At 48.0% G+C, this 12933-nt stretch carries 10 protein-coding genes; 6 read left to right on the forward strand and 4 right to left on the reverse strand.

Features of this window, described 5'->3' with window-relative positions:
- Positions 1-188: 188 nt before the first annotated feature.
- Genes dndC through DV706_RS13195 form a run of 4 tightly spaced genes read left to right on the forward strand, consistent with a single transcriptional unit; the run spans position 189 to position 5347 of the window.
- Positions 189-1694 (forward strand): DNA phosphorothioation system sulfurtransferase DndC, encoded by a 1506-nt coding sequence (gene dndC, locus DV706_RS13180; protein WP_136350881.1) that lies wholly within the window; start codon positions 189-191, stop codon positions 1692-1694.
- Positions 1691-3751 (forward strand): DNA sulfur modification protein DndD, encoded by a 2061-nt coding sequence (gene dndD, locus DV706_RS13185; RefSeq protein WP_006065544.1) that lies wholly within the window; start codon positions 1691-1693, stop codon positions 3749-3751. The genes dndC and dndD overlap by 4 nt, the downstream gene beginning before the upstream one ends.
- Entirely contained in the window at positions 3744-4148 is a 405-nt protein-coding gene (gene dndE / locus DV706_RS13190; protein ID WP_006065545.1) for a DNA sulfur modification protein DndE, read from the forward strand. Before dndD ends, dndE begins: the two co-directional genes overlap by 8 nt.
- Complete coding sequence (locus DV706_RS13195; RefSeq protein ID WP_006065546.1) at positions 4145-5347, forward strand: cysteine desulfurase family protein; 1203 nt, start codon at positions 4145-4147, stop codon at positions 5345-5347. The genes dndE and DV706_RS13195 overlap by 4 nt, the downstream gene beginning before the upstream one ends.
- Before the next feature lie 438 nt (positions 5348-5785).
- On the opposite strand, the gene DV706_RS13200 is transcribed toward DV706_RS13195, so the two are convergent.
- Positions 5786-6856 (reverse strand): hypothetical protein, encoded by a 1071-nt coding sequence (locus tag DV706_RS13200; protein WP_136350882.1) that lies wholly within the window; start codon positions 6854-6856, stop codon positions 5786-5788.
- 321 nt (positions 6857-7177) lie between these two features.
- Here DV706_RS13200 and DV706_RS13205 point away from each other — a divergent pair, with 321 nt between their 5' ends.
- Entirely contained in the window at positions 7178-7615 is a 438-nt protein-coding gene (locus DV706_RS13205) for a hypothetical protein (protein ID WP_136350883.1), read from the forward strand.
- Positions 7616-8046: 431 nt separating this feature from the next.
- On the opposite strand, the gene DV706_RS13210 is transcribed toward DV706_RS13205, so the two are convergent.
- Positions 8047-8514 (reverse strand): hypothetical protein, encoded by a 468-nt coding sequence (locus DV706_RS13210; protein ID WP_205849534.1) that lies wholly within the window; start codon positions 8512-8514, stop codon positions 8047-8049.
- A gap of 228 nt (positions 8515-8742) precedes the next feature.
- A complete protein-coding gene (locus tag DV706_RS13215) occupies positions 8743-9573 on the reverse strand; it encodes an IS5 family transposase (RefSeq protein ID WP_136350885.1) in 831 nt (276 codons plus the stop codon).
- Between the two features lie 461 nt (positions 9574-10034).
- On the opposite strand from DV706_RS13215, the gene DV706_RS13220 reads away from it, so the two are divergent.
- A complete protein-coding gene (locus DV706_RS13220; RefSeq protein ID WP_006065550.1) occupies positions 10035-11285 on the forward strand; it encodes a PH domain-containing protein in 1251 nt (416 codons plus the stop codon).
- A gap of 453 nt (positions 11286-11738) precedes the next feature.
- Here the strand turns inward: DV706_RS13220 and DV706_RS22495 are convergent, their stop codons facing one another.
- A complete protein-coding gene (locus DV706_RS22495) occupies positions 11739-12761 on the reverse strand; it encodes a tyrosine-type recombinase/integrase (protein WP_136350886.1) in 1023 nt (340 codons plus the stop codon).
- Between the last annotated feature and the right edge of the window lie 172 nt (positions 12762-12933).

Genomic DNA, 12933 nt, shown 5'->3' on the forward strand with positions numbered 1-12933 from the left:
TGGACAATCCCTCATGCTGTCCAATAAATACTTGGTGAAAGATATCTTCTACCAGGATCATACCCATTAGAACTCTATAACTGAGAAGTATGTTATAGACGAGGCGCGTCACGACACTCGGTCAACTAATCTTCACTTTCGCCTCGGTTTCACAATCTTATAGGGGAAGGGCAAATTGGCTTATAATAATGGGAACTCGATCGAGCAGTGATGAGAACGAGCAATCGGACCCCCACAAAACTTCTGTGTGGGAGTACCGATCCTTAGACGACATCTACCAAGAAATTCGAGAAACATATCTAGCAGATAATCGGCCTTGGGTCATCGGTTACAGCGGGGGAAAAGACTCGACAACAACCGTACAACTGATCTGGAAGGCGATTAATGAACTTCCCGAAGACAAACAAACCAAACCAATATATGTCATTTCCAGCGACACTCTCGTTGAAACACCCAAGATTGTAAACCATATAACTACCTCATTGCAGAAGATTAACGAGTACGCTGAAAAAGAGGATGTACCTTTCTCAGCTCAGAAGGTCTATCCAGATGTAGATGATTCTTTCTGGGTCAACCTCATTGGTCGCGGATATCCAGCACCGAACCAGACCTTCCGCTGGTGTACTGAGCGACTGAAGATTGATCCCGCAGACAACTTCATCATGGACAAAGTTTCTGAACATGGTGAAGTCGTCGTCATCCTGGGTGCCCGGAAATCGGAAAGCGCCACCAGAGAGCAGGTGATGAACCTTCACAGTATTGAGGGAACAAATCTTGCTCGCCACTCGAAGTTCGCAAACGCGTTCGTCTATACCCCGATCGAGGACTGGCTAACCCAAGACGTGTGGAAGTACCTGATGAACGATCCATGCCCATGGGGGAAAGATCACGATGAGCTAGCAACACTCTATAACGAAGCCGACGATGAGTGCCCGATGGTGATCGATACCAGCACACCATCCTGTGGTAACAGCCGTTTTGGCTGTTGGACCTGTACTGTCGTTGAAGACGACAAAGCGATGGAGAATATGGTTGATGGAGGCGACGTCTGGATGCAACCGCTTCTCGAGTTCCGTAACTTTCTAAAATCCACACAGGTACCGGAACAGAAATCCAAGTACAGAGAGCCAAAAGGGCGCCAACATGGCCGTGTGAAAGCCAAGACCAATGGAGGAGACGGCATTATTCCCCGGGCATACAAGCACGAGTTCCGAAAAGACCTCCTCCGGAAATTGCTCGAAACAGAAAAAGAGGTTAATGAGCTTCGAGAGGATAATGAAGAGTATCTTGATCTTATCCGGGATGAAGAGCTAAAAGAGATCCGGCGACTCTGGCGCACCGAGGAGGCTGATTGGGAAGACTCTGTGCCGAAAATCTATAACGATGTCATGGATGATGATCTCGACTGGGTTCATGATGACCTCGGTTCGTTCAGCACTGAAGAGGCAGAAGTGTTAGAAGAGGTCTGCGCACAGTATGATGTTCCCGAGAAACTTGTGAAACGACTCCTCGATACAGAACTGCAACACCATGGAATGAAACGTCGTGCTGCGATCTATAACAAAATAGATAAGATCTTCCGGGAGGACTGGCGCTCTATTGAAGAGATCACTGATGAATATGAGAGTGAGGATCCTGAGAACTGGCAGTACGATATCGAATATGAAGAGATGATGGGTCAACTCGATAGATGAAGCTCAATCGCTTGGTTATTACTGATTACGGGCCGTACAATGGGACAAATGAGCTGGCTCTCAGCACGACTAACGACGAGCCAATCGTATTGTTTGGTGGGATGAACGGTGCTGGGAAGACGACACTATTTAACGCAATTCAGATCTGTCTCCATGGTCGAAGTGCGTTTGAGGATCGCATTAGTCGACAGGAGTATCATAACCGGGTCAGATCAAAACTTCATTCGTCAAATGGTGAAAAAGCGGACAAGGCATCTATCAAGCTTGCATTCGAGTACGGAAATCTCGGCGACACCGAAGAGTACGTTGTAGAACGGAGCTGGCGAAACCGTGGTAAGTCTCTCGAAGAATCGCTTAGTATTATGCGAAATGGGAGCAAGCTCACCGATCTTCGTGAAGACAACTGGGAGGACTTCCTAAAAGAGCTTATTCCCCCCGGAATCTCACAGCTCTTCTTTTTCGATGGTGAGAAGGTACAACAGTTAGCGAGTGCGATTGAGGAAGGCGACGACTTTGAGGAAGCACTTCTCTCCCTTCTTGGTTTAGATCTCGTAGAACGTCTTGATGCTGACCTCTCGATATATCTCTCCAGCAAACTCGACGAAAGTGGTCACGAAGATCTCGCAGAGGAAATCGAGTCTCTCCGACACGAAAAAGCCGATCTTGAAGCAGAGTACGAGCAACTCGAGGCGAAAATAGACCGGCAGCGTCGCGAGATGGACGAGATCACAGAACGTATCGAAAAGAAAGAAACCGAATTAGCACAAGAGGGGGGTGCATTCGCAAAAGAACGTGACTCGTTGAAACAACGGCGGAAGGACCTGGACGAGAAAATCGATGACCTCGAAGAACAAATTCGGGAAGTCGGACGCAACGCCTACCCATTCGCGCTCGTTCCGGAACTTTGCCAAGAAGTTGTTGACCAGCTCAAAAATGAACAGAAGGCCGAAACAGAGGCTGCAGCAAAAGCACGAGTCGTAAACGAGCTTGATTCCCTGTCGACCGAAGAAGAACTATGGACCGACTTCGATATTCCAGACGAACAGAGAACTGATGTGGTCCAAAAATTGCAACTCGAACTTGCACAGCGATTTGAGCCTGAAGACGACTCTGAACCTCGGCTCTCAAAAGATTTCTCCGACCGTCAGCAAGAGCAAATGCACAGAGTTGTTGACGATGCTCTGAATGATGTTCCAGAAGAACTTCAAAAGTTGACTGGAAGGCTTGAACAGCTAAACCGGGAGAGACAGGATACGGTTCAACAGTTACAGCGTGCTCCTGAACAGTCCGTGATCTCACCGATCCTGAAGGACATTAACGATCTGAATCAAGAACAAGGGAAGCTGCAGAACAAGATTGAGCAGCATGTTGATCGGCTTGAAACGCTTGAAACAAAGATTGGTCAGCTCGAGAGTGATCTCCAGAAAAGAGAAGATCAACTCGAGAACTTAGAAGATGTCTCCGAACGTGCGGAGCTCGCAGGACGCACTCGAAAAGCAGTACAAGATTATCAAGAAGCACTAGTCCGGAAGAAACTCCGACGACTTGAATCAGTTCTAACTGAGCGGTACCTACAGCTCACTAATAAGAACGAACTCTACGACAACATCATCGTAGACCCTGATGAGCTTACAGTCGAGATTGAGACGGTAAACGGTAACCGGAAAGACCAGTCGGAGTTATCTGCTGGTGAACGGCAGATATTCGCAACGGCGATGCTCTGGGCACTTGCTGAGATCTCCGATCGGCCACTCCCCTTCATTATTGATACACCATTGGGACGTCTTGACAATGAGCATCGAAGCAATCTAGTCGAACGGTTCTTCCCGGCTGCATCACATCAGGTCCTTCTGTTCTCGACGGATACCGAAATCACCGAAGAGTATTACGATCGTATTAGCGACGATATTGCTCACGAATATCACCTTCGACACGGCGATTATAGTGGTCAGACAGAAATCAAACCAGGATACTTCTGGTCCGACTACGACGATGAGACAGAAATATCCGAGATAGAGAAAAACTCCCAAAAACGTCTTCCATTCAACAATGAGTAAAGACCTCAACCGCGTCCAGATCGATGAAAGTGTCAGTTACAAACTTCGGAATCTGGGGAAAGCAACTGGTATGACACCAAACTATATTGCCCGGATCGGTCTGACATACTCACTTGGTGAGGATAGGCCACCCAGTATGGAAGAGTATGATAAAGAAGGAAAGGAGTTCAACCGGTATACGCTTCTGGGAGAGCACGATGCAATGTACATTGCACTTGTCAAGAAGCGAATGTTGAACGAGGGGTATAACCCAGAAACTGAGTTGGAAGATTACTTTCTTGCCCATCTCAACCGCGGAATCGAAACACTGTCCGGGCGAATAAGCAACCTAACCGACCTCTATGACTTGGTTCCAGGCGAAATAAAGGATAGAGAGGTGTCTGCGACGGAATCATGACTACAGATTCCGGTCGAGAAGTCTACCTCGATCATCACGCGACAACGCCGGTGGACAAACGGGTTGTAGAAGCGATGCAGCCATACTTTACCAAACACTACGGAAACCCGGCCAGCAAAGCTAACCACTCGATTGGACATACCGCTAGCAAACGTATCGAACAGGTCCGCGAACAGGTTGCCGAAGGAATCGGTGCCCGGACTGGGGGCGAGCCCGTTGCTAAATCGATTATCTTTACCAGCGGTGCGACTGAATCCAACAACCTTGCGGTCAGGGGGTTAGCCGAACATGCACAAAAAAACGACGCAGGATCACACATCATCACTTCCAAGATAGAGCACGAGGCAGTTATTGAGCCGTGTAAGTATCTGGAAGAGAAGGGGTTCGATGTGACGTATTTGTCCGTCGATGAGTACGGACAGGTGGATCCGATGGCAGTACGTGATGCGATTCGAGACGAAACATTCCTAGTCTCAATCATGGCTGCAAACAACGAAATCGGAACGATCAATCCGATTAAAGAGATCGGTTCTGTTGTCGACGACTATGAAGATGTGTGGTTCCACACGGATGCTGTACAGGCTATCGGTGCGGTTGACATCAATATAAACGAGATGGGAATTGATCTAATGTCAATATCTGGGCACAAAATCTATGGTCCCAAGGGGATTGGCGCTCTCTATACAGATCTTAAAATCAAGAATAAGATTGAGCCACTCCAGCTTGGCGGTGGCCACGAAAGCGGGAAGCGCTCAGGAACACCGAACGTTCCTGGGATCGTTGGACTAGGGAAAGCACTCGAGTTGGCCGTGGAAAACCGCGAAAATCGTGTTAAACACGTTGAACATCTTCGCGATCAACTGTGGAACCGTCTCTCCAACGAGCTCGATAACATAATCTTGAACGGTCATCCTGAGGAACGACTTCCCAACAATCTAAACGTGAGTTTTCCGAACGTGAATGTTAAAGAATTGGTACGTATGTCTTTGACGGAACATGGTGTAATGGCTGCTCTTGGCTCAGCCTGTGCAAGCGGTGAAGATACCTCACATGTACTAGAACAGATCTCGGATGATGAAGATCGGATCAAAGGGGCAGTTCGTTTCGGTCTCGGAAAAGACCTTACCAAGGAAGACATAGAATACGCTGCTGATGTAATAATCAAAGAAGTAGAATTGACAGAGTCTATCTTCGGGTGAGGGTTTGCTAACGGATCACTGCCCTCTCCTATTATAAAATTTACAATAACCCAAAACTTCGGGAGACTGAGACGCCCATATATTTCCGTTTAGTAGAAGCAATGAGCGGTCCATTAGCCTGATTCAGTAATCTTCAAAAGGTATTCATCATTTTATAAAAGAAACTCTTCTGTTGGCTTGCTAGAGACATCTACACCGAAACTGGTGGTGGCGGTTTGAGGCAAAATTTATAATATTGGGTAATTCTCACCAAGATACAGTATTATTGAGTACTGTTTACTCTCAGTAGAATTAATACCGTTACTTGAATTTGATCAAGTAGTACTACTTTGTATGCCAGGTACAAAGACAGTACAGTTTACTGGTGAATCAAATCAAATTGAATTGCATAACAAGTAGTCATTCTATATGAACAGTCTCGTTGGATATAAAATCAGATTACATAGGGTCACTAGGTAAATATTTCTCGTCGATATCAGACTTTGGTACCGAAGACCTGAATGGGTGCCCACCCCATGCGTCGGTTGTGGCTGAGTGGAGTAGTTCGTCACGTGCCATCTTGTCTACGTCACGTAGATGGGGTAGTTGGGTAAGGATATAGACGGCACCTTGGCTATTTTGCCCTGTATAGCTCTTTTCGCTCAGTAGTGTTTCCCGATCGGCATACGGGATCGATTCATCACCGTTTCCGCGGATTTCGACCGCTCCTTCGTCGGGCCGATTTCCTCTTCCGTCGTCAGGTGCGTATTCGCACGAACTAACGAAGGTGTCCACCACAGGATTGAACAGACTTTCAGAGACGTCGCCATCGATATAGACCAGTAGGTGGAAGTGCGGAGTCGCTCGCTCATCAGTTCCAGCGTATACACCAATATATTCCCATTCATCGGGGTCAAACGGTGCATCCGGTGCGTCCTGAATGCGATAGCGTAGTTGTCTGATCGTCTTGTCAACGGCCTCTCCGAGAGTAGTGAGCATCATAAGTCGGCCATCAGGAATCGGAGATATACGAAGCGACAACAGAGCAGTCGTCGGGTTGCCATACGAATCAAGCAACTGCCGATCGATAGCCATTCCTCGCATATACTGGTGTTTCGCGTGATGTTGTCGTCCCTTGTTCCATCCGTGTCTGCTTGCTGTTGTACTCTCCCCATGACGTAGCTCGATATATGATCCGACAGCCTTGAAGTGAGTGAGTGGTGATCCATCTTCGGCAAGATATCTGTCTTTGTCGACCACATCAGCATCCGGTGCGATCGGTTCGTATAGGGAATAACAGTCAGATGTTTCTCCCTCGAGTGGTTCCGCAGACCCATATTTATCGTGAGTAACAGGACGATCTTCCCACTGATCCAGCTCGGCATGCTCGTTTTCGACTGATGACCCTACGTAATCTGATTCGTCAGTTTCGATGTCCTCTGAGTCAAAACACGAACTGTCTTGATCACTCTGAGAAGTGTCTCTCGAATCTGGATCTGGAGATCCATTGCCCGGTAAATTATTATCCATGCGACAGTCCGCGAAGCCGGGCAGTCGGCGTCTATATGTAATAGTTCGCCAATAATGAATTACTCGGTTACACTCATGTATTCCTTGGGGGAATAATAGACTCAGTAAATCCAAGAGAATTGACTCGAGCTCAAGTCCCTCTATTTATTCAAAAAGGAAAGTACGCGAGAACGGAGGAGCTAATAAATATCATCGGTATCAGACGATCGTATGCAAGTGACCAATTTAATTTTAATTTTTTGTAGTTCCATAGGTAATTAATACGCTCCGGATAGTCGTCTTACTCACATGTACTTGTCACATGATGCTATAAAAGAGGAAATGAAGCGCCAACTGATTGAACATGGGGGTATCCCTGAACCATTGATTGAGACTGAAACGGCAATATTCCGTCCTCATTCCAGTGGGTGGCGTCGACCAGATATCAAGCTATTTGGATATCCACATGAGTTTAATGGTATAGCATTCGAAATAAAAACGGAAACGTCGAAGGATGCCAGATTAAGCGCCCTACGACAGTTGATTACTTACCGGCTCGGTAATTGGCACCCCGTTATTGTCGCTGAAGAGGATATATATGAAGGAAAGTTAAGTGGAAAGATAAATCATCGAGATATTGCAATATATATTGGGGCAAGCTATGTCGAGTTAATATCTAAAAGTCCTCCAGAATTTAGTATTAGAGTTGATCGCACGCCTAATTCTATTGGGCTGCCCCATCCAATTGGAAAAGATGACTTTGCGGAATGGTGTCTGTAAATATCTGAAAATCATCTCGATGTCCACTCGAGTTCAAACATAACAGAATAACTAGAGATGTCGACCGGTTGGGCGTCCCTTCTGTTTGGCCCCATCACTCAACTGCCCCCCGAGAGTCTCAGGCCAGCGTCAGACGGCCTGACGTCTCAAGCAGTCCCACCCGCCAACTTTCTCTTCGATCGCCTCAGACGGCTCTTATTCTCGTCTCAACGTCTTTGGTATGGACCACAAGCGACTCTGTCGGCGAAACCGTAATGTGGGATCGTCACAGTGGTTCGCTTCTTGAACTGCTTGGCGACGACAGCATCCACCGGAACAGGGCTCGTACTGTGGAATCTGGAGAATGTCCATTGAGGGTTAGGTTGGCGGACGTAACTACGCAAGGCCTTCTCGACCAGGAGTCAGGTATGAGCTCAGCATTGCCCGAATAGTTACAACCAATCTTTCAAATTCAAAATACCCGAAAGCAGTATGACGGCAGTGAAGAGAAGAGCAAACTCAGTCGAGACGACAAAAAGTTGGACTGTGAAGCCCGCGAGGAAGGCCGTCAGCCCGGCCATCGTCCGCATGGTCCGCTCGGCCTGAATGTCCATCTCGTCGCTCCCAGGCTCGCTATTGTCCGTCCGCTGTGCGATGAGATACCGGCCATGCCAAGAATTCGTAGCGATGATGACAGAACCCTGGAGATTGAGTAGGATGCCGTACGTTTGCAACGGCACCGGCCGGATAAGCCAATGAACTGCACTGCCGAGCAAGATGGCAATCACCAGCAACCGGCCAATCCGACGGAAAATATACTCACTAAAGGTAGTTCGGAAGTGGAAAACAAGCCGATCTTCGGCTTCGTGTACCGTTCTCTCTTGGCCGTCATAGCTCTCTCTGGCCTCAGTGTAATCCATGTTCCGAATCAAGCGTCTGATCGCCCTATCTCTGGCATCAAAGGCTCGGGTGAAGAATCGGGCCATGGGACCAGCGGATTCGCCGTTATCCGACTCCCCGGCACTCGTGTCTGCATTTTCTTGAGAAATTGTAGTCATGGATATACCGGAGTTACTGAATAATTTACCCTCTGATATGAAGGCCTGTAAACCAGAGGGCTGTGTTGAATCGCCATACGGCGTTGAATTTCATTGTTTGACGGCCTGCTTGATGTTATAGACGACACACATCATGGTAATTTCACGAAACTCTCGATACCAGGTACGTGCTCGCACGGCGTAGCCGAGCGAGCGCTTGACGGATGAATTGACGGTTTCGGTCATTGACCGCTGAGCGTACCGATCTTCGTCAATGCGGGCGTTGTGTGCGTGATCGTACGGAGCGAAGATCCGGTGTTTGATCAGTGGGCGAATGTCGAGTTCACGTAGTCGTTCTCGGAGCTGTTGCTTGTCATAGCCTTTGTCAGCGGCAAGTGACCGCAGATCGCCCGCATTTCGGCGGGCGATCTGCTCGGCGAGGTCTGCGTCGCTCCCTTCTAACGTCGTCGAACAGTGGAGATCGAGAACGGCTTGCGTTGCTGTATCGACGAGTTTTGTGACTTTGAGCGTTTGAACGCGGTAATTCGTTCGTTGGCAATAGTGGCGGCTCGCACGATCACGTTCGTAGAATGTTGCGTCGATAGCAGCGTGTTCGGATGGATCGTGTAGCTGCGCCGACTGGCGCAGCAACACTCGACAGACGCTCATACTGATTCGGTCGAACGCCTTACACAACGTGGATGGTGAGGGGAGATCGGCCGCGCTGAGGCCGATCTCCCCGGTTATTTGTGGCATCTCCTTGAGTAGGTCAATCGTCATTCGGTAGGACGCATCGAGGTAAATCCGCAGACAATGTAGGGAAACGAGGGCATAGTCGGCGAATCCGCCGCCCCGGAAGGTGGCGGCGGATTCGTCTCCATCACCAGTGACTCTTTGAGCGACCGGCACAACTTCCCCAATGAAGCGGGAGATTTGGGTCATGGACAACTCGACTCTCCCGCTTCAACTCCTTTGATTTAGCGAACCATTCCGCCGCCGTCTAGTGATTCAACATAGCCAACCAGAGTGAAAATGAAAAGTGACAACTCGGCTGGACAATCGTGAGTTGCTCTGTGATACGAGACTGCTATAGAACGATTCACATGGCGTTCCTTTCGCTCCATCTGGATTGAACTGTCCGTTCACTACAGCTGCGAATCTAACGCTGGAGATTCTATCAGCTATCTATGATTTTGGCAGAGTCATGTTGAACATACAGCGCGTATCTCGCATGGACGAGAGTGGAGGGGACGAGATCAGCAGGTCGGTCAATACATTCACTGGTTTTATTTTCGATTTGCCTCCTATGACACCAAAAGGAAGCGGGAAAATCATATACTTGTTTTACACTAATTCATTAATAGGCACTAGCTGGCCGTCGCCCCATTACACCAAGATTAGAAATGACGTCAAATAAATCTCTAGAGGATCTAGAAGAACAGTATAACGAGAGCAAAAATGAATCACTCACCGATCTTGAAAACTCATATCAAGAGTATAAGATACTTGGGTCTGACGAAGATTTCTCAGCGAAGATCACGGATGCTTGTGTCGATGAAAACATATATTTAGAATTTTCACTCACAGACGGAAGCAAAATAGTAGTCAATATTGAGAGAAACCTAGAAGGGCTAAAAAATCTCTACAGAATTTTTGAAGCAGTTGGACAACCTCTTCGTGACGATCTTCGATTACTCATAGGAGAAACTGTTAATGTGCAGTTCGAGAGTAAACAGATGGAACACATCTTCGTCGGCGACAAACGAGAAGTCAAATTAGATGTGCTGGACACTCCGAAAAATCTCGATCTAAATAATGAGTCCACTCTACCAGATGAGATCATAGCAGCCACGAAACGTCGTGTGAGATACGAAAGGGAAGAGGCCGAGATACTCCGGTGTGACGTGATTTCGGCATATCCAGAGGATAAAAGGTTAGTTCTAGAATTTGATTTATTGGGGGAAACTGCATTATGGTCAACTCCGGTACCTGATGGTCAGAATATGTCTGGTTCTACGTTTGAGTCCGTCGTAGAAATGGTGGGACATGGGAGTGTTCAACAAGTTGTAGAAGGAGAGGTGTATGTAATCGAAAAAAAGAAGATCCCCATTCCACTTGTTGATGCACCGAATATAATAGGAAAGTTTGAGGAATGGAAGAGTACGTGGGTCATTTTCGGCACGCGAAGTGATGCAGAAGAGTGTCTAGAGTTAGATGTGAGTTCTGCTACTGCGGAATCATCCGAACAAGCGGACCAATCGGCAGCAACGCAGGCCGAACACTATGTCCCCCGTGGTAAAATCAAAGCATTCCTAAATGAACTTCAACTCGGAGAGAGCATCCGATACGTCGGTAAAGGCGGTCCAATAGAAATCGAAAGAGGCGGAGATACAGAAATAGTCACAAGTATGTCTGGTCTTGAACGGATTGCGATTACTAGCGACAGAGTGATATTAAAAAGCTCGCAGGTTACTGGAGACGTCTATTACAAACTGTCCTATGACGAATTACGAGGAGCCGACCTCAAAACAGGGATAATAAATAAGAAGATATCCCTCAGAACCGGATATGGGACATATCATATTAAAATAAGTAATCCAGATAAAGAGAGTTGTAGAGAGATGGTCGATTTTATCAAGAAACAGGTCTGCTAAGCAGAGGAGTCAGCGGTTTTAAAGTGAAACAAGCGTGGTAACCGTGCTGAACCTCTGTATTCAGCACGCGATTCCTGCCAGTTGCTGAGGGTCTCAACAGAGCCTGGGAAGACTATGTCGATGACTTCGAGTCTCATTTTCATGAGTGAGAATGCTCAATTGGCGCTGATCGACGTCTTAGTAGTGGATAGCAAATTCGATTCCCCAGCTAAGATTGATCATGTTGACTTTGGATGGAACCAAGACAAGCATAAGAGTGAATCAATAACAATTCATTTTTGTATCTAATCTCGCAGCATACTACTGGCATAAGTCGTAGCTGGATCTGAGAACGCCTGATACGGTTTGCTGTAACGATTTACCCCTGATCACCGACCCGTCACTGGTGATCGGCGGTAAATGACTACAGCAGTCCGTATGAAAGCCTGAATTCTGAATTATTTGAGTATATGTTTAGAGTCGCTCGAGATACTGCTCTCTATTTTGCCTGCGTTGTTCCTTATCTCGTGCGTCATAGTGCAGATCCAACGTCTCCGTTGACAGAGACATGCGTTGAGAGCAAATCTCGGCCGGAACGTCCTTCGAGAGATGATGCGTGATCGATGACCGTCTCACTGGGTGACTCGATATAGAACTAGGACACTTGCTGTAACCACCGTACGTCGTCGCTTCGCATTCCTCTGGATCTCGATCGTGTGGGCACTCGGTTTTTATCCAACAGGGACGTGTAACTTTGTAACAAATCTTCGTCACACTCTGATAGTGCATTCTCCCGTGATTCGAGGCGATCAGCGGTTCTCGTCCGTGATTGTCTGTAACACTTGGACGCTGGTTCTTGGTCCAGTCGTTGAGCGCATCGACAAGTCGCTCGTCTTTTACCGTAACTTGACGTTCCCCTCGCTCTCCTAGCTTCAAACGAGTCCCCTGCTCAGGACGATGCTGAAGGTCGAGATAGCGCTCATTTGGATGCCAGTCTGAGACGTCCAACGCTCGTAGCCCACTCCGTCGCATTCCACAGTGATACAGCGTGTGGAAGATGATATGTGCTGTTGAGGCCCACTCGTAGCGACAAAGGTAGTTGATTACATCTTTGGCTCGTTCACGCGAGATAGCGATGTCTCGAGCTTTATCCTGTGAGCTCACATTGGGTATTACAACCTTGTCGGCGGTGCTCTCCGACACGAGATCAGCCTGTTCAGCCCATCTGAGAAACACTCGGAGTGTGTGGAGATGTTGTTCGATAGTAACGAGATTGCAGTCAGGTGCGGACTCTCCATTTGTCCTCCAGTTCTTGTACCGCTGAAGGTCGAAGCCGTCGAGTTCGGTGAGAAACTCGATTGATTCCTGTTCGGCCCACTCGACGAAGTATTCGAGCCTATAGCGATGATTGTCTAGCGTCGACTGTGCTACGTCGTGGCGTGATGATAGGTACTCTTCTACGGCCGTTTCGGGGGAGATTTCGTGCAGCCTTGTCATACCGGATCCGTCCGCTCGCGTCCGGCAGATGGTGATCGCCTCAGGTGATTGGCGGAGTTTGATGAACTCGGGGGGAAGCAGGGCCAAGTTGTCATCGACAGGCCTAGAGGCCCTGGGTTTTTGGCCGTCTTCCGCGACGCGGAAACGGCCCTACCGATCGGCCCGCGCAGCC

The sequence above is a fragment of the Natronorubrum bangense genome (assembly GCF_004799645.1).
In the GTDB taxonomy this organism is placed as follows: Archaea; Halobacteriota; Halobacteria; order Halobacteriales; family Natrialbaceae; genus Natronorubrum; species Natronorubrum bangense.